Annotated in this window: 22 protein-coding genes and 1 riboswitch; of the genes, 9 read left to right on the top strand and 13 right to left on the bottom strand. The window is 69.6% G+C overall.

Features of this window, described 5'->3' with window-relative positions:
• Window position 1: 1 nt before the first annotated feature.
• Window positions 2–199 carry a sulfur carrier protein ThiS gene (gene thiS / locus A5764_RS21880; protein WP_067117121.1) on the bottom strand — a complete coding sequence of 66 codons (198 nt, stop codon included), beginning with the start codon at window positions 197–199 and terminating at the stop codon, window positions 2–4.
• Window positions 200–204: 5 nt separating this feature from the next.
• The gene (gene thiO / locus A5764_RS21875; protein ID WP_067117082.1) at window positions 205–1,212 is read right to left on the bottom strand and encodes a glycine oxidase ThiO; all 1,008 of its coding nucleotides are present in this window, start codon (window positions 1,210–1,212) and stop codon (window positions 205–207) included.
• A riboswitch (TPP riboswitch) is annotated at window positions 1,204–1,329 on the bottom strand. (Overlaps the previous gene by 9 nt.)
• 50 nt (window positions 1,330–1,379) lie before the next feature.
• Here thiO and thiE point away from each other — a divergent pair.
• On the top strand, window positions 1,380–2,048 hold the full coding sequence (thiE, locus tag A5764_RS21870; RefSeq protein ID WP_369807355.1) for a thiamine phosphate synthase: 669 nt from the start codon (window positions 1,380–1,382) through the stop codon (window positions 2,046–2,048).
• Here the strand turns inward: thiE and A5764_RS21865 are convergent.
• Window positions 2,020–2,661: an NUDIX hydrolase gene (locus A5764_RS21865; protein ID WP_067117075.1), complete on the bottom strand. Its 642-nt coding sequence runs from the start codon at window positions 2,659–2,661 to the stop codon at window positions 2,020–2,022. The two genes, thiE and A5764_RS21865, sit on opposite strands and share 29 nt — an antisense overlap.
• A 133-nt stretch (window positions 2,662–2,794) precedes the next feature.
• Between A5764_RS21865 and glnX the strand changes: the two genes are divergently transcribed.
• From glnX to A5764_RS21850, 3 genes are read left to right on the top strand one after another with little or no spacing between them, the layout of a single operon-like run.
• Window positions 2,795–4,114, top strand: coding sequence for a protein kinase G-activating protein GlnX (glnX, locus tag A5764_RS21860; RefSeq protein ID WP_067117072.1), 1,320 nt, complete (start codon window positions 2,795–2,797; stop codon window positions 4,112–4,114).
• Between the two features lie 17 nt (window positions 4,115–4,131).
• Window positions 4,132–5,109, top strand: coding sequence for a glutamate ABC transporter substrate-binding protein (locus A5764_RS21855; RefSeq protein ID WP_231989784.1), 978 nt, complete (start codon window positions 4,132–4,134; stop codon window positions 5,107–5,109).
• A gap of 11 nt (window positions 5,110–5,120) precedes the next feature.
• Entirely contained in the window at window positions 5,121–7,358 is a 2,238-nt protein-coding gene (locus A5764_RS21850; RefSeq protein WP_231989783.1) for a serine/threonine-protein kinase PknG, read from the top strand.
• Between the two features lie 250 nt (window positions 7,359–7,608).
• Here the strand turns inward: A5764_RS21850 and A5764_RS21845 are convergent, their stop codons facing one another.
• Window positions 7,609–8,448 (bottom strand): DUF559 domain-containing protein, encoded by an 840-nt coding sequence (locus tag A5764_RS21845; protein ID WP_067117063.1) that lies wholly within the window; start codon window positions 8,446–8,448, stop codon window positions 7,609–7,611.
• Between the two features lie 84 nt (window positions 8,449–8,532).
• On the opposite strand from A5764_RS21845, the gene A5764_RS21840 reads away from it, so the two are divergent.
• Together A5764_RS21840 and A5764_RS21835 are read left to right on the top strand one after the other, a co-directional pair.
• A complete protein-coding gene (locus tag A5764_RS21840) occupies window positions 8,533–9,849 on the top strand; it encodes a DUF1800 domain-containing protein (RefSeq protein WP_067117060.1) in 1,317 nt (438 codons plus the stop codon).
• Between the two features lie 23 nt (window positions 9,850–9,872).
• A complete protein-coding gene (locus A5764_RS21835) occupies window positions 9,873–11,075 on the top strand; it encodes a DUF1501 domain-containing protein (protein WP_067117058.1) in 1,203 nt (400 codons plus the stop codon).
• On the opposite strand, the gene A5764_RS21830 is transcribed toward A5764_RS21835, so the two are convergent.
• The 3 genes from A5764_RS21830 to fgd are packed head-to-tail and all read right to left on the bottom strand — an operon-like array spanning window position 11,070 to window position 15,370.
• The gene (locus A5764_RS21830) at window positions 11,070–12,230 is read right to left on the bottom strand and encodes an acetate kinase (protein ID WP_369807353.1); all 1,161 of its coding nucleotides are present in this window, start codon (window positions 12,228–12,230) and stop codon (window positions 11,070–11,072) included. The genes A5764_RS21835 and A5764_RS21830 overlap by 6 nt on opposite strands.
• Window positions 12,223–14,349 (bottom strand): phosphate acetyltransferase, encoded by a 2,127-nt coding sequence (gene pta, locus A5764_RS21825; protein WP_156664805.1) that lies wholly within the window; start codon window positions 14,347–14,349, stop codon window positions 12,223–12,225. Before pta ends, A5764_RS21830 begins: the two co-directional genes overlap by 8 nt.
• Before the next feature lie 10 nt (window positions 14,350–14,359).
• Window positions 14,360–15,370, bottom strand: a complete 1,011-nt coding sequence (gene fgd / locus A5764_RS21820; protein ID WP_067117048.1) for a glucose-6-phosphate dehydrogenase (coenzyme-F420) — start codon at window positions 15,368–15,370, stop codon at window positions 14,360–14,362.
• 182 nt (window positions 15,371–15,552) lie between these two features.
• On the opposite strand from fgd, the gene A5764_RS21815 reads away from it, so the two are divergent.
• Both A5764_RS21815 and A5764_RS21810 read left to right on the top strand, forming a co-directional pair.
• A complete protein-coding gene (locus tag A5764_RS21815) occupies window positions 15,553–16,311 on the top strand; it encodes an MBL fold metallo-hydrolase (RefSeq protein WP_067117045.1) in 759 nt (252 codons plus the stop codon).
• Window positions 16,308–16,766: an SRPBCC domain-containing protein gene (locus tag A5764_RS21810; protein WP_067117118.1), complete on the top strand. Its 459-nt coding sequence runs from the start codon at window positions 16,308–16,310 to the stop codon at window positions 16,764–16,766. Before A5764_RS21815 ends, A5764_RS21810 begins: the two co-directional genes overlap by 4 nt.
• On the opposite strand, the gene A5764_RS21805 is transcribed toward A5764_RS21810, so the two are convergent.
• The 6 genes from A5764_RS21805 to A5764_RS21780 are packed head-to-tail and all read right to left on the bottom strand — an operon-like array spanning window position 16,763 to window position 22,127.
• Entirely contained in the window at window positions 16,763–18,103 is a 1,341-nt protein-coding gene (locus tag A5764_RS21805; protein ID WP_067117042.1) for an NtaA/DmoA family FMN-dependent monooxygenase, read from the bottom strand. The two genes, A5764_RS21810 and A5764_RS21805, sit on opposite strands and share 4 nt — an antisense overlap.
• Window positions 18,100–19,230: an LLM class flavin-dependent oxidoreductase gene (locus tag A5764_RS21800; RefSeq protein ID WP_067117039.1), complete on the bottom strand. Its 1,131-nt coding sequence runs from the start codon at window positions 19,228–19,230 to the stop codon at window positions 18,100–18,102. The genes A5764_RS21805 and A5764_RS21800 overlap by 4 nt, the downstream gene beginning before the upstream one ends.
• On the bottom strand, window positions 19,227–20,324 hold the full coding sequence (locus A5764_RS21795) for an LLM class flavin-dependent oxidoreductase (protein ID WP_067117036.1): 1,098 nt from the start codon (window positions 20,322–20,324) through the stop codon (window positions 19,227–19,229). Before A5764_RS21795 ends, A5764_RS21800 begins: the two co-directional genes overlap by 4 nt.
• Window positions 20,321–20,809: a GNAT family N-acetyltransferase gene (locus A5764_RS21790; protein WP_067117033.1), complete on the bottom strand. Its 489-nt coding sequence runs from the start codon at window positions 20,807–20,809 to the stop codon at window positions 20,321–20,323. The genes A5764_RS21795 and A5764_RS21790 overlap by 4 nt, the downstream gene beginning before the upstream one ends.
• 10 nt (window positions 20,810–20,819) lie before the next feature.
• A complete protein-coding gene (locus A5764_RS21785; protein ID WP_067117031.1) occupies window positions 20,820–21,749 on the bottom strand; it encodes an SAM-dependent methyltransferase in 930 nt (309 codons plus the stop codon).
• 6 nt (window positions 21,750–21,755) lie between these two features.
• Window positions 21,756–22,127 carry a DUF3054 domain-containing protein gene (locus A5764_RS21780; protein WP_067117028.1) on the bottom strand — a complete coding sequence of 124 codons (372 nt, stop codon included), beginning with the start codon at window positions 22,125–22,127 and terminating at the stop codon, window positions 21,756–21,758.
• A gap of 52 nt (window positions 22,128–22,179) precedes the next feature.
• Between A5764_RS21780 and A5764_RS21775 the strand changes: the two genes are divergently transcribed.
• Window positions 22,180–23,376 (top strand): acyl-CoA dehydrogenase, encoded by a 1,197-nt coding sequence (locus A5764_RS21775; RefSeq protein ID WP_067117025.1) that lies wholly within the window; start codon window positions 22,180–22,182, stop codon window positions 23,374–23,376.
• Window positions 23,377–23,395: the final 19 nt, after the last annotated feature.

The raw sequence follows: 23,395 nt of genomic DNA, 5'->3' as shown, positions 1-23,395 counted from the left end.
CTCAGCCACCTTGCACCGCCGTCACCACCTCGAGTCGCGCGCCATCGAAAAGTCTTGTCGCCCAGCCGGAACGGGGCAGCACCGCGAAGTCCATCGCCACCGCGACGCCCCGGTCGGGGAAGCCCAACGACTCCAGCAGGGCGGCGACGGTGGTCTGCTCATCCACCTCCACCTGTTTTTCGTTGACTGTCACAATCATGACCATCAGCCTCTCGCTCCCACCGGGATGAGTTCGGACACGATCTGTTCGGCGGTCCACGGCGCCAGCAGAAAGCCGGACCTGCCGTGGCCGGCGGCGACCAGCGTGCGCGCGTCCAGCCGCTGCACGAGCGGCAGATTGTCCGGCGTCATTGGGCGCAGCCCGGCCGCGCACTCGGCCAGCTCGTACTCCCCCAGCGCCGGCAGCACCGCGCACGCGTCTTCGAGCAGGTCACGCACCCCGGACACGACCGGGGCGGTGTCGCGTCCGTGTTCGTACTGGGTGGCGCCGACGACCACCCCGTCCGCACGCGGAACCATGTACACCTGCCGCCCGTGCACCCGGGCGCGAATCACCCGCTGCAGCAACGGCATGCAGCCCCGGCGCCAGCGCAGCCGCAGCACCTCGCCCTTCACCGGGCGCACCGGCAGGCCCGGCCACAGTGCGGGCGCGTCAATGCCGTTGGCGATCACCACCGCGTCGGCCTCGACGCCGGACAGGTCGCGCACCGGCGCCGCCCATTCGACCCCCAGGCGTTCGCAATCCGCGCTCAACGCCTCGAGCACCGCGCGGTTGTCGACGGCCAGCTCGGTTGGCGCCCGGAAGCCATGCCGGATGCCTTGCGCCAGAAGGGGTTCCACGTCGCGGGCGGCCGACTCCCACACCACCGGATGCCCCTGCTCCGACAACCAGTCGGCGACGGTGCGCAGGTCGGCGACATCGGCCCGATCGACGGCCACCACCAGCGACTCGCGGGCGGTGATCACCTCTGGGGGCAACCCGTCGGTAAACCCGCCCTCGCGCCACAGCCGCAGCGAGTCCAGGCCCAGCCGCAGCAACCGCTCCTCGCCGGGCCAGCCCTCGCTGTGCGGCGCCAGCATGCCGCCGGCGACCCAGGACGCGCCCGGCTCTGAAGTGCGGTGCAACCGCACGGACAACCCCGCCTGCGCCGCCCGGCGGGCCACCGACAGCCCGATGACGCCGCCGCCGATGACGGACAGCTCCGTCGCCATTGTTGGCCTCCCTTCGCCGGCATGATCCGGATCAGGTGTGACGGTAAGGGCGGGTCCAGTTGCTCTGGTGGCGCCCACTCTCAGCCCCGCTCGCCCGGGACTCCCGTGTTTTGAGTGTGTTCTCGGCTACTACGCTAGCGCGCTAGCGTCGCGGTGTGCATCGAGGTGTGGCGCGGCTGGCCGCGGCGAGGCTGTATCTGTGTACCGACGCGCGCCGTGAGCGCGGCGACCTGGCCGAGTTCGTCGACGCCGCCCTGGCCGGCGGGGTCGACATCGTCCAGCTGCGCGACAAGGGATCGGCCGGCGAGCAGAGGTTCGGCCCGCTCGAGGCGCGCGACGAGCTGGCCGCGTGCGAGATCCTGGCCGACGCGGCCCGCCGCCACGGCGCACTGTTCGCGGTCAACGACCGCGCCGACATCGCCCGCGCCGCCGGGGCCCACGTGCTGCACCTGGGCCAGGGCGACCTGCCGCTGGGCGTGGCCCGCGAGATCGTCGGGCCGGACACGCTGATCGGCTTGTCCAGCCACGACAGGGACCAGGCCGCCGCGGCTAGTTCTTCGGGGCCGGCTGGGCCTGACTACTTCTGCGTCGGCCCCTGCTGGCCCACCCCGACCAAGCCGGGCCGCCCGGCGCCGGGCCTGGCGCTGGTGCGGGTGGCGGCCGAACTGGGCGGCGACAAGCCGTGGTTCGCGATCGGCGGCATCGACGCCGGCCGGCTGCCCGACGTGCTCACCGCCGGCGCGCGGCGAATCGTGGTGGTGCGGGCAATCACCGCGGCCGAGGATCCGCGGGCCGCGGCCGAGTCGCTCAGGTCGGCGCTTGCAGCAGCGAGCTGATCCGGCGGCTGAGCTGCGACGGCGCCTGGTCGGCCTGAAGTGGATTGCCGGGCATGCACCAGACGAAGACGCCGGCCTCGATCTCCATGGTGCGGGGCAGGCGCTGCCGTCGTTCGTCGCCGTGGTCCAGCGGCACCAGCGCGGGGGCGGTGCGCAACCGGTGCCAGCTGGCCGCGAAGCCGGGATGCAGCGGCAGGTGGGCGACCTCGTCCTCGGCGACCCACCGCATTTCGGCGCTTTCCCGGTTGGGCACGGTGTGCAGCAACTCGCCGGCGTCGGCGACGACGGTGGTGTAGGTCCAGCGCATCCCGCCGATCCCGGCGACCTCGGCGGTGACGACCGCGGCACGCAGGGCGACCCGGTCGGCCAGCAGGCCCGCTTCTTCGTGGGCTTCGCGAACCGCTGTCTCCTCCGCGGTTTCGTGGCTGTCGCGGGCTCCGCCGGGCAAACCCCAGGTGCCGCCCTGGTGGCTCCACACCGCCCGGTGTTGCAGTAGCACCGCGGGGGTGCCGTCGGGCCGCGGGGCACGCAACAGCAGCCCGGCGGCGCCGTACCGACCCCAGTAGTGGGCGCCGTTGTCGGATATCACCCACCCGTCGCCGTCGCCGTGCACGAGTTCAAGGATATGCAGCGCAATTGTGTCGGCCTCCCCCCATCCGCCGCAACCTTCTCTTAGAATTCGCTTATCCAGGTACCTGCTGTGAATGCGTGCGCTTTCAGACGCCGAAAGATGAGGCTGATCGGACGTGACGGTTGAGCTGGCCCACCCGTCGACCGAGCCGAAGGGGTCGCGGTCCCCGGCCGAACCGGCCCATCCGCGGTGGTGGTTCATCTCGACGACGCCGGGGCTGATCTTGACCATCGGGATCGTCCTTGCCGCGCTTGGCGTTTCCAGCGCGTTCGCCACCTCGACGACCATCAACCACCGCCAACAGGTGCTGACCACGGTGCTCAACCACACCGAGCCGCTGTCGTTCGCCGCCGGGCGGCTCTACACCACCCTGTCGGTGGCCGACGCCGCGGCGGCCACCGCGTTCATCGCCCAGGCCGAGCCGCGCCCGGTCCGGCAGCGCTACGAGCAGGCCATCACCGACGCCGCGGTGGCGGTGACGCGAGCATCCAGCGGGCTGACCGACGAACCGTTGGTGCAATTGCTGGGCCGCATCAACGCCGAGTTGGCCGTCTATACCGGGCTGATCGAAATCGCGCGGACCAACAACCGCGAGGGCAACCCCGTCGGGTCGTCGTACCTGTCGGAGGCGTCGGGGCTGATGCAATCGAGGATTCTGCCCGACGCGGCACAGCTGTATCAGGCGACGTCGCAGCGGGTGGACAGCGAAACCACCGCGTCCACCCACTTCCCGGCGCCGGTGATCCTCGTCGTCGCCAGCACGGTCGTCTTCGGCGCGTTCTCCCACCGCTGGCTGGCGCGACGCACCAGGCGCCGGATCAACCCGGGGCTGGTGGTCGGCGCGCTCGGTATCCTCGTCATGGTGGTATGGGTCGGAACCGCGCTAACCATCTCGACGGCGGCAAGTCGCAGTGCCAAGGACACCTCCGCCGAGTCGCTCAAGACCGTCACCAACGTCGCCATCACGGCCCAGCAGGCGCGGGCCGACGAAACCCTGTCGCTGATCCGCCGCGGCGACGAGGAGATGCGCAAGCAGTCGTTCTACCAGCGCATCGACTCCATGCACTCGCAGCTCGAGCAGTACATGGCCCGCAGCGACGCCGTCGACAAGCCCGACCTGCAGGGCGCCGACCAGCTGCTACTGCGCTGGCGCGAGGCCAACGACCGGATCAACTCCTACATCTCGGTGGGCAACTACCGGGCCGCCACCCAGGTGGCCCTGGGCAGCGGTGAGGACGATTCCACCCCGGCGTTCGACAAGCTCGAAGACCAGTTGGGCAAGGCCATGGACCAGAGCCGCACCCACTTGCGCAACGACGTCCTCAACGCGCGCGGGGGGCTGTCCGGTGCCCAGATCGGCGGCGTGGTGCTCAGCCTCGGGGCGGCCATCGCGGTCGCGCTGGGCCTGTGGCCCCGGCTGAAAGAGTATCGATAATGGCGCGTCTGCCCGGCATGCCCAGGATCCGGCGGGCGGGCTCCTGTTTTGGGGTGCTCGCGACGGCGATCGTGCTGGCGGGCTGCAGCCACAAGGAATCGCTGACGGTGGCCACCGCGCCGACGCTGCCGCCGCCCACGCCGGTCGGGATGCAGCAGCTGCCGCCGCAGCCCCCGGTGCCGCCGGACAACCCGAGCCAGGACTGCAACGCGACCGCCAGCCTGCGCCCCTTCCCCACCAAGGCCGAGGCGGACGCCGCGGTCGCCGACATCCGCGCCCGCGGCAGGCTGATCGTCGGGCTCGACATCGGCAGCAACCTGTTCAGCTTCCGCGACCCCATCACCGGCGAGATCACCGGTTTCGACGTCGACATCGCCGGTGAGATCGCCCGCGACATCTTCGGCGCCCCGTCGCACGTCGAGTACCGGATCCTGTCGTCCGACGAGCGGGTGACCGCGCTGCAACGCAACGACGTCGACGTCGTCGCCAAGACCATGACCATCACCTGCGAGCGGCGCAAGCTGGTGAACTTCTCCACCGTCTACCTCGACGCCAACCAGCGCATCCTGGCCCCGCGCGACTCGCCGATCGCCAAGGTGGCCGACCTGTCCGGCAAGCGCGTCTGTGTGGCCCGCGGCACCACGTCGCTGCACCGGATCCAGCAGATCGATCCGCCGCCGGTGGTCGTGTCGGTGGTGAACTGGGCCGACTGCCTGGTGGCCATGCAGCAGCGGGAGATCGACGCCGTCAGCACCGACGACTCGATCCTGGCCGGGCTGGTCGAGGAAGACCCCTACCTGCACATCGTCGGACCGAACATGGCCACCCAGCCCTACGGCATCGGCGTCAACCTGAACAACACCGGGCTGGTCCGGTTCGTCAACGGCACGCTTGAACGAATCCGCCGGGACGGTACGTGGAATACGTTGTACCGCAAGTGGCTGACGGTGCTGGGCCCCGCGCCCGCCCCGCCCACCCCGAGGTACGTGGACTGATGGCCGAGCCTATGGACGCGAAAGACACCAAAGACCCCGAAGACCCGGGGCCGGGGGAGGCGCGCCCGCAGGCGACGCAGGCGCTGTTCCGCCCCGATTTCGACGACGATGACGACGACTTCCCGCTGCTCGGGGGCGGCTTCGACTTCGAACCGCAGGAACGGGTCACGGTGGCCACCCGGGTGCTTCCGGCGACCCGGCAGCTCGGCGGCGGGCTGGTCGAGATCCCCCGGGGCCGCGACATCGATCCGGTCGAGGCGCTGATGACCAACCCGGTCGTGCCGGAGTCCAAGCGCTTCTGCTGGAACTGCGGAAAGCCGGTCGGCCGGTCGGATGCGGACGGCAAGGGCGCCTCCGAGGGCTGGTGTCCCTCGTGCGGCAGCCCTTACTCGTTCCTGCCGCAGCTGAACGCCGGGGACACCGTCGCCGGCCAGTACGAGGTCAAGGGCTGCATCGCGCACGGCGGCCTGGGCTGGGTGTACCTGGCGGTCGACCACAACGTCAACGACCGTCCGGTGGTGCTCAAGGGCCTGGTGCACTCCGGCGACGCCGAGGCCCAGGCGATGGCGATGGCCGAACGGCAGTTCCTCGCCGAGGTGGTCCACCCGCAGATCGTGCAGATCTTCAACTTCGTCGAGCACACGGACCGGCACGGCGATCCCGTCGGCTACATCGTGATGGAGTACATCGGCGGGCAATCGCTCAAGCAGCGAATCAAGGAGGGGAAAGCCGAGAAGCTGCCGGTCGCCGAGGCCATCGCCTATCTGCTGGAAATCCTGCCCGCGCTCAGCTATCTGCACTCCATCGGCCTGGTCTACAACGACCTGAAGCCGGAGAACATCATGCTCACCGAGGAGCAGCTCAAGCTGATCGACCTGGGCGCGGTGTCGCGGATCAACTCGTTCGGCTACCTCTACGGCACGCCCGGCTTCCAGGCGCCGGAGATCGTGCGGACCGGCCCGACGGTGGCCACCGACATCTACACCGTCGGGCGCACGCTGGCGGCGCTCACGTTGAGTTTGCGCACCCGCAACGGCCGCTACGTCGACGGGCTGCCCGACGATGACCCGATGCTGACGCGCTACGACTCGTACGGCCGGCTGCTGCGCCGCGCCACCGACCCGGACCCGCGGCGCCGGTTTTCCTCCGCCGAGGAGATGTCCGCCCAGCTGATGGGCGTCCTGCGGGAGGTGGTGGCCAAGGACACCGGGATCCCGCGGCCCGGGCTGTCGACGGTCTTTTCCCCGAGCCGTTCGACGTTCGGGGTGGACCTGCTGGTCGCGCACACCGACGTGTACTTGGACGGGCAGGTGCATTCGGAGAAACTGACCGCCCGCGAAATCGTGACCGCGCTGCCGGTGCCGCTGGTCGATCCGGCCGACGTGGCCGCGCCCGTGCTGCAGGCGACGGTGCTTTCCCAGCCGGTGCAGACGCTGGACTCGCTGCGTGCGGCGCGCCACGGCTCGCTGGACGCCGACGGCATCGAGGTATCCGAGTCGATCGAGCTGCCGCTGATGGAGGTGCGCGCGCTGCTGGATCTGGGCGACGTGGCCAAGGCCACCCGCAAGCTCGACGACCTGGCCGAGCGGGTCGGCTGGCGCTGGCGGCTGGTCTGGTACCGGGCCGTCGCGGAGCTGCTCACCGGCGACTACGACTCGGCGACAAAGCATTTCACCGAGGTGCTGGACACCTTCCCCGGCGAGCTGGCGCCCAAGCTGGCGCTGGCCGCCACCGCCGAGCTCGCCGGCAGCACCGACGAGCACAAGTTCTACGAGATCGTGTGGAAGACCAACGACGGCGTGATCTCGGCGGCCTTCGGGCTGGCCCGATCACTTTCCGCCGAGGGCGATCGAGAGGGCGCGGTGCGCACGCTGGACGAGGTGCCGCCCACCTCAAGGCATTTCACCACCGCGCGGCTGACCAGCGCGGTGACCCTGATGTCCGGCCGGTCCACGAGCGAGATCACCGAGGCGCAGATCCGCGACGCGGCCCGCCGCGTGGAGGCGCTGCCGCCCACCGAACCACGCGTGCTGCAGATCCGCGCGCTGGTGCTGGGCGGCGCGATGGACTGGCTCGAGGACAACGAGGCGAGCACCAATCACATCCTGGGCTTCCCTTTCACCGAGCACGGCCTGCGGCTTGGTGTGGAGGCGTCGCTGCGGGCCCTGGCCCGCGTCGCGCCCACCCAGCGGCACCGCTACACGTTGGTGGACATGGCGAACAGGGTGCGGCCGACGAGCACGTTCTAGTTGTCGCCTGCTTTGCGTGCGCCTGCTTTGCGTGTGCGTTTAGCGCTTTGCGTGTGAATCCTGGGCGGCGACACGCCGACAACCTGCGCCGTGGGCTCACACTCAAAGCCGTGAATTCACACTCGATCGCGCCAGGGCCGCGCGAGTGTCAATCCGGGACGTCGCGTGTGCGTTTAGGGCTTTGCGTGTGAATCCTGGGCGGCGACACGCCGACAACCTGCGCCGTGGGCTCACACTCAAAGCCGTGAGTTCACACTCGATTGGCCAGCCCGGCGCGGACTCGGCGGAGGATGTTGCCGGGGCCGTCCTCGGCGACGACCCGGACGACGATCCACCCCATCCGCTCCAGCATCTCTTGCCGCCGAATGTCTTTCACATACTGACGACGGTCCGACCGGTGATGGTCACCGTCGTACTCGACCGCGACCATCTGCTCTTCCCAGCCGAGGTCGAGGTAAGCGACGGGAATGCCGTCGGCGCCCAGAACCGGTATCTGGGTCTGCGGCCGAGGCAGGCCCGCGTCGATGAGAAGCAGGCGCAGGTAACTCTCCCGCGGCGACTGCGACCCCGGATCGACCAGATCGAGCGCGGCCTCCAAGCGCCGCAAGCCGGGCGCGTGGGGATGGTGCTTCGCGATACGCAGCACGTCGTCGACCTTGAAACCCGTCGCCCGCGCCAGCGCGTCCAGCCGGACGACCGCCGAGCGGACGGCGCCTCGCCGGCCGATGTCAAAAGCCGTTCGCTCCGGCGTGGTGACGATGCGCCCGCCCATGACCTGCGTCTCGCCGTCCGCCAACGCGTCGCGCCGCGTCAGCACTCCGCGCGGCGGGCGGGTGTTCGCGTGGTTCAGCTCGACCGGAACGTCGTCGGGAATCCACTTCGCACCGTGTAGCGCCGCGGCGGCCGCCCCGACGATGGTCGCCGTCCGTCTGGACCACAGCCAGGCCGCGCAGATGCGAAGCTCAAGCGAAAGCTCGACGTCCCCAGCCAGGTAGACGTTCGGAAGCACCGCGCGGTAGCCGGTCCGCAGTTGATGCCGGCTCAACGCCCCGCACGCCAGAGCCTCGCTGCCGATGAACGGTTCTCTCATGGAGCGGACGATTGCACATCGGCCGCGATCCGCGACTTCGTCTATCCACAGGCAAAACATAGGTACATACCGCACAGTTATGTCATGCCGGGGCAGTCCACGCAGTGGATCACGACGGCCCGCATGCTGCGTCGGGCCGGCTTCGGGGTGACCGGACCCGAGGTCGACGCTGCCGTCCGCCTCGATTGGCCGAGCTGCGTCGACGCGATGCTGGGGACCAATCCCGACACGGACCCGGGTGCGGTCGTCACCCCGATGCCCACCCTCGAGCCGCCGCGCGCCCCCGGCAAGCGCGCCACGCCGGCGGCCCGCAAGCAGTACAACCAGCAGCTGAACGAGCAGCAAAGCGTGTTGTCCGACTGGTGGCTGAGCCGGATGGTCAGCGTGCGCCAGCCGATCCATGAGAAGCTGACGCTGTTGTGGCACAACCACTTTGCCACCTCCGCGCGCAAGGTCCGGGTGGCTGCGCACATGGCCGCGCAAAATCAGAAGCTGCGCACGCTGTCGTTGGGTGATTTTCGCGCCCTGGCCTACGCGATGCTGACCGACGCCGCGACGTTGCGCTGGCTGGACGGGCAGAGCAGTACGGCCAAGGCTCCCAACGAAAACCTCGCCCGTGAATTCATGGAGCTGTTCGCGCTGGGCCACGGCAACGGCTACACCGAAGACGACGTCCGCGCCGGCGCCCGGGCGCTGACCGGCTGGGTGATCGGCGCCAACGGCGAAACCTCGGTGGTGCCCAAACGCCATGACGGAGGCGACAAGACGCTGTTCGGGCTCACCCGCAACTTCGACGCCGCCGCGTTCTGCGACGCGGTGCTGGCCCAACCCAAGTCCGCCCAGTACGTGGCGGGACGGTTGTGGCAGCAGCTGGCCTCCGACGAGCCGCCGTCCCCGCAGGCGCTCGACCGGCTGGTCGCGGCGTACGGCCCGCGGCGCGACCTGCGGGCGCTGACCCGCGCGATCCTCACGGACGCCGAATTCACCGGCGCCCGGGCCGCCGTCGTCAACACCCCGGTCGAGTGGCTGGTCGGCACGCTGCGCGCCCTGCGGGTGCCCAGCGACAACCCCGCGCAGCGCAAGATCACCGACGCGACGCTGCAGGCGCTGGGGCAGCGGCCCTTCTACCCGCCGAACGTCGGCGGCTGGCCCCACGGCCCGGTGTGGCTGTCCACCGCCAGCGCTCAGGCCCGGCTGCGCGCCGCGAGCCGGCTGGCGCAGCTGGGCGACCTGTCGGCCGTCGAAAGCGCCGCACCAGACGACCGCATCGACGCGGTCGGCTACCTGATCGGGGTGGGTGCGTGGTCGGACCGGACCGCCGACGCGCTGGCGCCCCTGGTGCGCAATCCACCGCAATTGGTGGCCACCGCCGTCAACACACCCGAATACCTGACGTCCTGAAGCGAAATTGCCTGAGACAAACTATGCCCGAGATCAATCGCCGCAGGTTCCTGATCGCCAGCGCCGGCGTCGGCGCGGCCGGCCTGCTGTCGACGGCGGTGGCGGTCAGTTGGCCCGACCTGATGCGCGCTGCCCAGGACCGGCCGCTCGCCGAGGGCGCCGGCGTACTGGTGCTCGTCACGCTCTACGGCGGCAACGACGGCATCAACACCCTGATCCCCCACGGCGACAACGCATATCACGACGCGCGGCCGGAGCTCGCCTACGCCCCCGGCGACGTCATACACCTCGACGACCGGCTGGGGCTCAACCCGGCGCTGAAGGGTCTGGCGCAACTGTGGGAGCAGCGCCGGCTCGCCATCGTGCGCGGCGTGGGATATCCCAAACCGGACCACAGCCACTTCCGGTCCATGGACATCTGGCAGACGGCGTCGCCGGCCGAGCCCGTCTCGACCGGTTGGATCGGCCGCTGGCTCGACGCCACCGGCGACGACCCGCTGCGCGCGGTGAACATCGGACCGGTCTTGCCGCCCCTGGCCGTCGGCGAAAAGTCCACCGCGGCGGCGCTTTCGGTCCCTTCGAAGGGCAAGGCTGCGGCCGGGCAGGCAGACGGGCTCGATGCGATCATGGCCGCCCTGGGCGCCGACGACCCCACCGACACCCCCGCGATGGCCGCGGTGCGCAAGGCCTACCGCGCCGCGCGGACCGTCAACAAGTCGTTCTCGTCGGTCAACCCCGCTGCTGCCGAGCATAATTCGCTCGCCGCGCAGCTGGGCGTGGTGGCCGCCGCGGTGCGCGCCGGGGTCCCGTCGCGCGTTTATACGGTGCAACTGGGCGGTTTCGACACCCACGCCGACGAACGCCAGACGCAGCAGCGTCTGCTGCAGACTTTCGACGAGGCCGTGACCCCGTTCCTGCAGCAGATGGCCGGGGATCGCCACGGGCGCAACGTCGTGTTGATGGCGTATTCGGAGTTCGGCCGCCGGGTCCGCGCCAACGCGTCTCAGGGCACCGACCACGGCACCGCGGGCCCCGTATTCGTCGCGGGCGCGCCGGTGAAGGGCGGCTTCTACGGCGAGGAGCCCAGCCTCACCGACCTCGACAACGGAGACCTCAAGCACACCACCGACTTTCGCGACGTCTACCACGACCTGCTGACCCGCACGGTCGGGACGGATCCCGCGCCGTCGGTCGGGGCGGGCCGCAGCGGCCTCGGCTTCTTATGAGCCGGCCAGCAGGCTCACGCAGTCGCGCGCGATGGCCAGTTCCTCGTCGGTCGGGACCACCAGCACGACGATCGGCGAGTCGTCGGCGGAAATCTGCCGCAAGCCTTTGCCGCCGCTGAGGTTGCGGCGCTGGTCGAGCACGATGCCGAGCTCCTCGAGGCCGGCCACCGCGTCGCGGCGCACCGCCGGATCGTTTTCGCCGATGCCGGCGGTGAAGCTGATGACGTCGGTGTGGCCCAGCACGGCCAGGTAGGCGCCCACGTACTTGCGCAACCGGTGAATGAACACGCTGTAGGCCAATTGCGCTGCGCCGTCGCCGGATTCGATCATCTCCCGCAGCCGCCGAAAGTCGCGTTCGCCGGCCAGGCCCAGCACCCCCGACCGCTGGTTGAGCATGGACTCGGTCTCGTCGACGCCCAGCTTCGCAGTGCGCCACAGGTAGCTGACGACGCTGGGGTCGATGTCGCCGCTGCGGGTGCCCATCACCAGGCCCTCCAGCGGCGTCAGGCCCATCGACGTGTCGATCGGCCGCGTGCCGGCGATCGCCGAGGCCGAGCAACCGTTACCCAGATGCAGCACAATCTGTTTCAAGCCGCCGCGGGGCCTGTCCAGGAACGCGGCGGCCTTCTCGCTGACGTAGCGGTGCGAGGTGCCGTGAAACCCATAGCGGCGGATCTGCCACCGCTCGGCCAACTCGCGGTCGATGGCGTAGGTGGCCGCCGCCGGCGGCATGTCGTGGAAGAATGCGGTGTCGAACACCGCGATGTGCGGCACGTCGGGCAGCAGCTTGCGCGCCACCTCGATTCCCTTGAGCGCCGGCGGATTGTGCAGGGGCGCCAGCTGCGAGAGCTTCTCCAGAGCGGCGATCCTCGAATCGTCCAGCAGGGTCGGGCGATAGAACTCGTTGCCGCCGTGCACAACACGGTGGCCGACCGCTACCAGGCCGCAGGTCGCCAGGTCGATACCGTCGGCGGCCAACTCGTCGAAGGCGCGGCGCAGCGCCGCGTCGTGGTCGGGAACCGTGGACGATCCCTCGCCGATCCGCTCGATGTGTCCGGTCGCGCGCGCCGTGCCGACGTCGGGATCGACCAACTGGTATTTCAGGGACGAGGAGCCGGAGTTGATCACCAGCACCGGGCGGCTTGCGTTAGCCACGAATGTCCTGCGCCTGGATCGCGGTGATGGCAACCGTGTTCACAATGTCTTCGACGAGGGCGCCGCGGGACAGGTCGTTCACCGGCTTGCGCAACCCTTGCAGCACCGGGCCGATCGCGATCGCCCCGGCGCTGCGCTGCACGGCCTTATAGGTGTTGTTGCCGGTATTGAGGTCCGGAAAGATCAGCACCGTGGCCCGACCGGCGACCGGCGAATCGCGCATCTTGGTGGCCGCGACCGACGGCTCGATCGCGGCGTCGTACTGGATGGGGCCCTCGACCAGCAACTGCGGCTCCCGGCTGCGCACCAACTCCGTTGCCGCCCTGACCTTGTCGACCTCCGCTCCGGCACCGGAGTCACCGGTCGAGTAGGACAGCATGGCCACCCGCGGCTCGACGCCGAACCGCGCCGCCGTGCGGGCCGAGCTGATCGCGATGTCGGCGAGCTGCTCCGGCGTCGGATTCGGGATGATGGCGCAGTCGCCGTACACCAGCACCCGGTCGGGCAGGCACATGAAGAAGATGCTGGACACGGTGGAGACGTCGGGCACGGTCTTGATGATCTCGAACGCCGGCCGAACGGTGTGCGCCGTGGTGTGGACGGCGCCGGACACCATGCCGTCGACCATGCCGTTGTGGACCATCATGGTGCCGAAATAGGTGGCGTCGCCCATGATCTCGCGGGCATGCTCGACGGTGACTCCCCTGGCCTTGCGCAGCTCGGCGTACTGGTCGGCGAACTCGTAGCGCAACTCGCTGGTGCCCGCGTCGATCACTTTCGCGTCGTCCAGGTTGACCCCGAGTTCAGCCGAGCGGAGCCGGATTTCGGCCTCGTCGCCCAGAATTGTCAGGTCGGCAACGCCTCGCTGCAGCAGCCGGCCGGCGGAGCGCAGGATCCGGTCGTCGCCGCCCTCGGGCAGGACCATGTGCTTGCGATCGGAACGGGCCCGCAGTTGCAGCTGATAGGTGAACATCTGCGGGGTGATCACCGTGGGCACCGAAATAGCAAGCTGGGTCAGCAAATCCGTGATGTCGACGTGGCGGTCCATCAGCTCCAGCGCGGTGTCGATCTTGCGCTGCGAGGTGGCCGTGACCCGGCCGCGGGCCGCCGCGGCCGCGCTGGCCGTGTCATAAGTGCCCAGCGCCGTGGCGATAATCGGCAGGCGCAGCCGCAGGCCCGATACCAGGGCCGCGATCGACGGATGCAGCTCGAAGCCGCCGTTGACGACGAGGCACGACAGCGACGGAAATCCCTCGGCCGCATGGGCACTGGCGACGGCGAGCACCACGTCGGACCGGTCGCCCGGCGTGATGACGGCCATGCCGTCGCGCAGCCGTTCCAACACGTGGTCGGCGGTCATCCCGGCCACCAGAATGTCGGTGACCTCGCGCTGGCGCAGCGGCGCCTCGCCGCTGACCGGTGAACCGGCCACGGCCCTTTCCAGTTCGGCAACCGTCGGCGCAGACAGCAGCGGCTCCTCGGGCAGCACGTAGCTGCGTTGGGCGAAGCCCCGCAACGCCGCCAAACTCTTTCGGACCGCTGCCAGCTCGGACGGCTGGCAGCGGTTGGCCACCACCGCCGCGGTGTGGGCGTGCTGCGCGGTCAGCTCGGCCAGGCAGACCTCGACGACGCTGGCGACCTCGTCGGCGGTGCGGTCCTTGCCGCTGACCGTCAGCAGCACCGGCGCGCCCAGGTTCGCCGCGATCCGCGCGTTGACCGAAAGCTCGGCGGGCCTGGTGACGTCGGTGTAGTCGCTGCCAACGATCACCACCACGTCGCAGGCCTGCGCCACCGCGTGATAAGAGTCGACGATGATGGCGATTGCGGCGTCGCCGTCGGCGTGCAGCTGCTGGTAGGTCACCCCGACGCACTGCTCGTAGGAAAGGCCGGCCGAGGTGTGCTCGAGCAACAGCTCCAGGATGTAGTCGCGCTCCTCGCCTGCCACATCCGGCGACCCGCCGCGCCCGGCTTCGCCGCGCTGGCGATCGCCTGCCCGCGCGATGGGCCGGAACACGCCCACCTTGGCGACCGTCGCGGTCAGCCGGTGCAGCAGTCCCAGCGCGACCGTCGACTTGCCGGTCTCCGGCTCGGGCGCGGCGATGTAAATCGCCTTCGAAATAGGCGCAGTTTCAGCCAAGTCGCCGCAGCCTGGGCGCCAGGTCCTTTTCGAAAAGGTCCAGGAACCGGCGCTGGTCGTGGCCCGGCGCGTGGAACACCAGGTGGTTGAGGCCCCAATCGACGTACTGCTTGACCTTCGCGACTGCCTCGTCGGGATCCGACGCCACGATCCAGCGCTTGGCGACCTGCTCGATCGGCAGCGCGTCGGCGGCCTTCTCCATTTCGATCGGGTCATCGATGCTGTGCTTCTGCTCGGCGGTCAGCGACAGCGGCGCCCAGAACCGGGTGTTCTCCAGCGCCAGTTCGGGTTCCGGGTCGTAGGAGATCTTGATCTCGATCATCTTGTCGATGTCGTCGACGTTGCGGTCGGCGGCCGCCGCGCCCTCCCGCACCGCCGGCATCAGCTTGTCCTTGTAGAGCTCCTCGCCCTTGCCGGAGGTGCAGATGAACCCGTCGCCGGCCCGTCCGGCGTACTTGGCCACCGCCGGGCCGCCGGCGGCGATGTAGATGGGGACGCCGCCCTCGGGCACGTCATAGATGGAGGCGCCCTTGAGCCGGTAGTACTCGCCGTCGAAGTCGACGCGGTCGCCGCGCCACAGCTCGCGCATCAGCCGCACCGATTCGCGCAGCCGGGCGAAGCGCTCCTTGAACTCCGGCCAGTCGCCCTCGTACCCGGTCGCGATCTCGTTCAGCGCCTCCCCCGTGCCGACGCCGAGGAAGATGCGGTCCGGGTACAGGCACGCCATGGTGGCGAAGGCCTGAGCGATCACGGCCGGGTTGTACCGGAACGTCGGGGTGAGCACCGAGGTGCCCAGCCGGATCCGTTTGGTGCGTTCGCCGACGGCCGTCATCCAGGCCAGCGAGAACGGGGCGTGCCCGCCCTCGTGCCGCCACGGCTGGAAATGGTCACTGACGGTTGCGCTGTCCATGCCGTGACCTTCGGCGGCGACAGCCAGTTCGACGAGCTCGCGCGGTGCGAATTGTTCAGCGGACGCTTTGTATCCGAGTTTCAGTTCAGCCACCAGTTATTTCTACTCCTATGCCGGCGGTCGCGACCCGCTACGCCCGGCTTCGCCGCGCTTGCGATCGCTCCCATGCTGACGGTCGCGACCCGCTACGCCCGGCTTCGCCGCGCTTGCGATCGCTCCCATGCCGACGGTCGCGACCCGCTACGCCCGGCTTCGCCGCGCTTGCGATCGCTCCTATGCTGACAGGCGTGGGAGCGGCGGCGCAGCTAGTTCAAGTCACCGACGCGGTCCACCTCGCGCAGGGCCACGCCGTCAACTGGACACTGGTCACCGACGACACGGGCGTCATGCTGATCGACGCCGGCTATCCAGGGGACCGGGAGGACGTGCTGGCGTCGCTGCGCAAGCTGGGCTACGACGCCGGCGACGTGCGCGCCATCGTGCTGACGCACGCGCACATCGACCACCTGGGCTCGGCGATCTGGTTCGCCCGCGAGCACGGCACCCCGGTGTACTGCCACGCCGACGAGGTGGGTCACGCCAAGCGGGAGTACCTGGAGCAGGTCTCGATTCTCGATGTGACCCTGCGCATTTGGCGGCCGCGGTGGGCGGTGTGGACCACCCACGTAATCCGCAGCGGCGGCCTGATCCGCGATGGCATCCCCACCGCCCAACCGCTGACCGCCGAGGTGGCCGCCGGCCTGCCGGGCCAACCGCGGCCCGTTTTCAGTCCCGGCCACACCCACGGACACTGCTCGTACCTGATCGACGGCGTGCTGGTCAGCGGCGACGCGCTGATCACCGGCCATCCCCTATTGCGCCACCGCGGACCGCAGCTCCTGCCGGCGATTTTCAGCTACAGCCAACAGGATTGCATCCGCACCCTGTCCGCGCTGGCGCTGCTCGACTCCGAGGTCCTGCTGCCCGGGCACGGCGACGTGTGGCGCGGGCCGATCCGCGAGGCGACGGAAGCGGCCTTGAAGCGCACGCGATGACCCAGACCCGCGTCGTCCGGCGCATCCAGGCGGCGCGGGAGTCGGTGTATCGGGCCCTCGTCGACGCCGCTGCGGTCGCGGCGTGGCGGGTTCCGGAAGGCATGACCGCGACCGTGCACGAATTCGACGCCCGCGTCGGGGGCCGGTTCCGCATCTCGCTCACGTACGAAGCGCCCGATCGGCACGGCAAGACCGTCGCCGCCACCGACACCTACCATGGCCGGTTCGTTGAGCTGGTGCCCGACGAGCGGGTGGTCGAAGAGCTGGAATTCGAAACTTCCGATCCGGCAATGGGCGGGCTGATGCGGATGACGACGACGCTGGTGGATGCCGACGGCGGCACCTCCGTCGTGGTGATCCATGACGGCATCCCGCCGGGAGTTTCCGTCGCGGACAACGAGATCGGCACCGAGATGGCGTTGGGCAAGCTCGCGGCACTGGTGGAGCCGAACTAGCGCGCCAGCCCCAGGTGATCCCGCAGCGTTTCTCCGGTGTACTCGGTGCGGAACGCCCCGCGCTCCTGCAGCAGCGGCACCACCCGGTCGACGAACTTGTCCAGCCCGTGCGGCGTCAAGTGCGGCACCAGGATGAACCCGTCGCAGGCGTCGGCCTGGATGTAACGGTCGATCTCGTCGGCGATTCGCGCCGGCGTTCCGACGAATTGCTCGCGGCTGGTGACGGCGATGACCAGCTCGCGGATCGACAGGTTCTCGGCCAACGCGCGCTCGCGGTAGCCGCGGGCCACGGCCACCGGGTCGCCATGCCGGACCCGGCCCTGGGTGATCTTGCTGTCGACGACGGGATCGAAATCGGGTAGCGGCCCGTCCGGGTCATACTCGGACAGCTCGCGGCCCCACACCTGCTCGAGCATCGCGATCGCGGTCGGGCCGCTGACCTGTTGGTAGCGGATGTGCCGCGCCTCCTCCGCCGCTTCGGCATCGGTGTCGCCGATGACGAAAGTCGCCGCCGGAAAGACCTTGAGCTGGTTGGGATCCCGGCCGTAGGACTCGGCGCGACCCTTGACGTCGGCGTAGTAGCGTTGGCCGTCTTCCAGCGACGAGTGCAGGGTGAACAGGGCGTCGGCGTTGCGCGCGCCGAACGCGCGGCCGTCGGCGGAATCTCCGGCCTGCAGCAGCACCGGATGGCCCTGCGGGCCCGCGGGCAGCGTCGCGAACCCGCGCACGTCGAACTGGGGGCCCGAATGCGAGACGCTGCGAATCCGGTCGGGATCGACGTAGATCCCCGAGTCGACGTCGGCCCGCACGGCGCCGGCCTGCCAGCCGTCCCAGAATTGGCGGGCCACGGCGAGGAACTCCTCGGCTCGTGAGTACCGGTCGGCATGGTCGAGGTACCCGCCGCGGCGGAAGTTGGCGCCGGTGAAGGCGTCCGACGAGGTCACGATGTTCCAGCCGGCGCGGCCGCCGGACAGATGGTCAAGGCTCGCGAATTGCCTTGCCACCTCGAACGGTTCGTTGAATGTGGTGTTGATGGTCCCGGTCAGGCCGATCCGGTCGGTGACACCGGCCAGTGCGGCCAGCACGGTGAAGGTATCGGGACGGCCCACCACGTCGAGGTCGTAGATGCGGCCGCGGTGTTCCCGCAGCCGCAGCCCCTCCGCCAGGAAGAAGAAGTCGAACAGTCCGCGTTCCGCGGTCCGGGCCAGGTGCTCGAACGACTCGAACTCGATCTGGCTGCCCGCGCCGGGATCGGTCCACACCGTGGTGTTGTTGACGCCGGGGAAATGGGCGGCCAGGTGAATGGGCTTCCGGTGCTTGCCCTCTCGCACGCTCATTCGGTGAGCCCCCATCGTTTGGCGATCAGCTCGTGCGAGCGCAGCCGGTCGGAGTGCCGGTGGGTGACGGAGGTGATGACCAGCTCGTCGGCGCCAGTCGCGCGCTGTAGCGCCTCGAGCCGCTCGGCGACCTCGTCGGGGTTGCCGACGAATTGCGTTGCCACCCGGTCGATCACGACCGCCAGCTGTTGGTCGGTCAACGAAACGCACTCGTCGGGATCGGGGTAGGGAATCGCGCCGCCGCCGGCCCGGATCGAGTACACCCAGTGGCCGTAGCTGGATGCCAGATGCTCGGCGGTGGCGGTGTCGTCGGCGACCACGACGTCGGCCGACACCACGACATAGGGCCGAGGCAGTGTCGCCGACGGGACGAACGCTTCTCGGTATGCGTCGACGGCATCGAGCGCGGTGGCCGGGGTGAGGTGGTAGCTCGCGACGAACGGCAGCCCCAACGCCCCTGCCAGCCTGGCGCTTTGGCCCTTGCTGCTGCCGAAGATCCACGGCGTCAGGGCGGCGCCTTCGCCGGGCACCGCGTGCAGGTCGAACCCGTCGACCTCGTAGCTGCCGGCGATCATGGCCATGATGTCGCCGAGCTGCTCGGCGAAATCGGGCGCGACCGCCTCGGGCTGCTGCAGGATCGACATCGTCGCTCGTACCCGCCCGCTGAGCAGCAAGCCGCGCAGGTCGAACGGTGGCGGGATCACCACGCCGTCGACCTCGCGCCATTCCCGCACCGGTTCGGGCTTGGGTGGTTTCGGCGCCCCGGGCGTTTTGGGTTTGGTGATCCGCCGCTGCGCCGAGCGGCCCAGGCCCAGATCGATGCGCCCGGGATGGAACGCGTCGAGCATGCCGAAGCTCTCGACCACCGCGGCGGCCGTGGTGTGGCTCAGCTGCACGGCCGCCGACCCCACGCGAATCGTCTTGGTGGCGGCGGCGATCTGGCCGATCAGCACCGCGGGTGCCGCGCTCGCGACGGCGACGAAGTGATGTTCGGCGATCCAGAACCGGCGATAGCCCCACCGCTCGGCATGCTGGGCGAGCTCGACGGTGTTGCGCAGGGCCGTCGCGGCGTCGCTGCCGACACTGACCGGTGCCAGGTCCAGGATCGACAGCGGCACTCCCGTCATCGGTTCACCGCCGCATACCTGTTGGATGCCACCGGCAGCCCGAGCCGGGCCCGCAGCGTTTCACCTTCTCGGTAGCCGGTTCGGAACAGTCCCGCCCGTTGCAGCAGCGGCACCACCTCGTCGACGATCACCGGCAGATCGGTGGCGTTGACGGCGGGCCGCAGCCGCGCACCCTCGACGCCGAGCTCCCGCCAATCGAGCAACATATCCACCAATTCCGTTGCGGTGCCGGCAAAGACGAGCGCGTCGGAGCGGAAGTCACCGTCGCCGCGAAAGGAAACCGCCACGTCGGCAAGGACTTTCAGGCCGGAGCCACCCGCCGCGCGCACCTCGCCCATGATGCTTTGCACCGAGGCGCCGTCGGTGGGCGTGATGAAAACGACGTCGGCGCCGGCCGCGGCGAACTCGTATGCGGGCCCGACGTGCGCCAGCGCGGCCACCACCGGCTGGCCCTGCGGCGGGCGCGGCGTGATCGACGGCCCCTTGACGGAGAGGTACTTTCCGGTGAAGTCGATGTAGTGCAGCTTGTCGACGTCGACGTAGCGTCCGGTGGCCACGTCGCGGATGATCGCGTCGTCCTCCCAGCTGTCCCACAACCGGCGCACCACCTCGACGTACTCCACGGCCTCCTCGAACAGCGGGATGTGGGACACGTCCCGGCGCCCGAACAGGGCCGCCTCGTGGGTGGTCGCGCTGACCCGCGGCTGCCAGCCCGCCCGCCCGTGCGACACAAAGTCAAGCGTGGCAATGGATTTCGATACGTGAAAGGGCTCGGTGTGGGTGACCGTGGCCACCGGGATCAGTCCGATGTGCCGCGTTACCGGGGCGATGCGGGCCGCGACCAGCACGGCGTCGGCGCGGCCCGCCAGACGATCGGGATGAATGCGCTCGCCTCGTCCGATTTGCGGCATCAGGCTGTCGTCGATGGTGAGGAAGTCGAGCAGCCCACGCTCGGCGGTCGCCGCCAGCTCGGCCCAGTAGCGACCACCGAGCACCGACGGGGTGGCCGGGTCCGCCGCGAGCCTGGCGCGCCAGGCCTGCGGGTCCCAGCCGTATCCGTCCAGCGCGACGCCAAGGTGAAATTGATCGGTCATGCCAGCCACTTCTCGAAGGCGATCGGGCGAAACGGCCCCCAGTCGGGCAGCGGCTCGGCGGGCGCGATGCGGGCGTAGCCGGTCGCGTCGTAGAGCGCCTCGGCTTCGGGCTGGCGATTGCCGGTGATCAGGTAGAGACGCCGGTACCCGCGGGCGGCGATCTCGGTCTCCAGCGCCGTCAGCAGCGCCCGCGCGTAGCCGCGACGCCGATGCGCGCTGTCGGTCCAGATCCGCTTGAGTTCGGCGGTGTGGTCGTCGAAGCGCCGAAACGCACCCCCGGTGACCGGCACCCCGTCCAGCACGCCGATCAGCAGGCCACCGGCCGGCGCCGCCAACTCGTCCGCCGGGACCGGCAACCAGGCGAGGTGGATGTCCGGCGTGCCGCCGTACCGCTGCGCGTACTCGACGGCCAGCTCGGCCAGCAGCGGCTGGGCCAGCGGGTCGTCGTGGGTGGCCGACACGAACTCGAGCTGCGTTTCGGTCATCACCTAACGTCTAACGCTCGTCACCCGGGAGCATTCCGGGGGGCTCAACCCGCACGGCGGTGACGTATCCGGGGGTGACCGCCAGGTCGTCCGGGCCGCCGCGCCACAGTTCGGACAGCCCGACCTCGGCGAACAACTCGACGACGTTGCGCTCGACCGTTTCCCAGCCGTGGGCTCCCAGATACTCAGGGACATGGCCGTATTCGCCCGGGTAAGTCAGGCTGGCCAGGTCGACTTCGAGGCCTGTTTGTCGCCAGCTGTCGACGAACGCCTCCCGCGCCTGCTGCCGTGCCGGGGTCCAGATGGCCATGTGATCGGCGGCAAAACGGCTGCCGGCGGCGCTGGACTCCGTGACCTCACGCAATAACCGATTCTGCGCGTCGGGGGGCAGTAATCCGACGAGCAGCTGCTCGGCGACCCACACCGTGGGTTGGGCCGCGTCAAAACCGGCCCGGTGCAGCGCCGTCAGCCAGTCCTGCCGCAGGTCGGCGCCGATCTCACGACGGCTCACGGCCGGCGTGGCCTGCAGGCCGGCCAGCACTTCGGCCTTGAAATCGAGGACTTCCGGCCGATCTATCTCGTACACCGTCGTCCCGCGCGGCCACCAGAGCCGGTACGGCCGGGTGTCGAGGCCGGACCCCAGGATCACCACCTGGCGAAGGCCGGACCTACCGGAGGCGGCGAGGAACTCGTCCAGGAACCGGCCAAACGCCGCCTGCATGTGGATGAGCCCGGTGGTAGTCGGGTGGTCGCCGTCGTCGGCAGCGTATCGCTGGTCGTCGATCACGCGGGCGAAGTACTCCACCCCCGCGGCGCGGACGAGCGGTTCGGCGAACGGGTCGGCGATGAGCCCTTTGTTGGTGGCCACGACCCGCACGACCGCGTCGAAAGTCGTCGCCAAGCCGTCACCGGTGGCCGGATTCCAGATCTCCCGTGCCATCGCCGGTCAGACGCCGGAGCGGCGCCGCGCGGCCAGCCCCACGACCGCCCGCCAGCCGAGCAGCAGCACCGCGGTGACCGACGCCGCCACCACCACGAAACTCGCCGCCACGCCGGCCGAGCTGGTTTTGCGCAACACCATGCCGACGGCCACGGTGCACAGCCACACGATCGCCCCGGTGGGGGCCACCCGGGTGGGCTGCCGCCAGCCCCGGGACACCAGCCATCCGACGATGGTTCCGGTGAGAAACGGCCATGCTGTCGTCGCGACGCCGGTGACGCTGAGCCCCTCGGCGTGGCTGCGTCGCCCGAGGGCGCAGAACACCAAAACAGCCAGGACATCTGCAAATAGCGAGCCCAGCCACGCCAGCCGTTGCATGAAGCGAGACTACCGGCCCTGATGACGGCTGGTTGATGGCAGGCTGAGCCCTATGAGCACTGAAGCACCCCCCGCCTTCGACCGCGAAGACCCGTTGGGCCTGGATGCGTCCCTGTCCGACGACGAGCTCGCGGTGCGCGACACCGTCAGAAAGTTCTGCGCCGAGCATGTCCTCCCCCACGTCGCGGAGTGGTTCGAGATCGGCGACCTGCCGGTGCGCGAACTGGGTAAGCAGTTCGGTCAGCTGGGCCTGCTCGGCATGCACCTGCACGGCTACGGATGTGGCGGGGCGTCCGCCGTGCATTACGGCTTGGCCTGTACCGAGCTGGAGGCCGCCGACTCCGGTGTCCGGTCGATGGTCTCGGTGCAGGGGTCGCTGGCGATGTTTGCGATCTGGAACTTCGGATCCGAGGAGCAAAAGCAGCAGTGGCTGCCCGGCATGGCCGCGGGCGAACTGCTCGGCTGTTTCGGGCTGACCGAACCCGACGTCGGCTCCGACCCGGCCGCGATGAAGACCCGCGCTCGCCGCGATGGTTCGGACTGGGTGCTGAACGGCCGCAAGCTGTGGATCACCAATGGGTCGGTCGCCGACGTGGCGATCGTGTGGGCGGCCACCGACGACGGCGACATCCAAGGCATTCGCGGCTTCATCGTGCCCACTAAGACCCCGGGCTTCACCGCCAACACCATTCACCACAAACTGTCGCTGCGGGCGTCGATCACCAGCGAGCTGGTGCTCGACGACGTCCGGCTGCCCGCCGAGGCCATGTTGCCCGAGGCGAAGGGTCTGCGGGGCCCGCTGTCCTGCCTGTCGGAGGCCCGCTACGGGATCATCTGGGGGTCGATGGGAGCGGCGCGCTCGGCCTGGCAGGCCGCGCTCGACTATGCCATGCAGCGCGTCCAATTCGGCCGCCCGATCGCCGGATTCCAGCTGACGCAGGCCAAGCTCGTCGACATGGCGGTCGAGCTGCACAAGGGGCAGCTGCTGTCGCTGCACCTCGGTCGCCTCAAGGACGGTGTCGGGCTGCGCCCCGAGCAGGTCAGCTTCGGCAAGCTCAACAACACCCGCGAGGCGCTCAAAATCTGCCGCACGGCGCGAACGATATTGGGCGGCAACGGGATATCGCTGGAGTACCCGGTGATCCGGCACATGGTCAACCTGGAGTCGGTGCTGACCTACGAGGGCACGCCAGAGATGCACCAGCTCATCCTCGGCCAGGCGTTCACCGGCAGCGACGCGTTCCGCTGACGACCGACATACTCTGTTT

Source organism: Mycobacterium sp. 852002-51057_SCH5723018 (genome assembly GCF_001667035.1).
Taxonomy (GTDB): Bacteria; Actinomycetota; Actinomycetes; order Mycobacteriales; family Mycobacteriaceae; genus Mycobacterium.
Note: the sequence above shows the minus strand (reverse complement) of the source record. Positions and strands in the feature narration are given on the sequence as shown.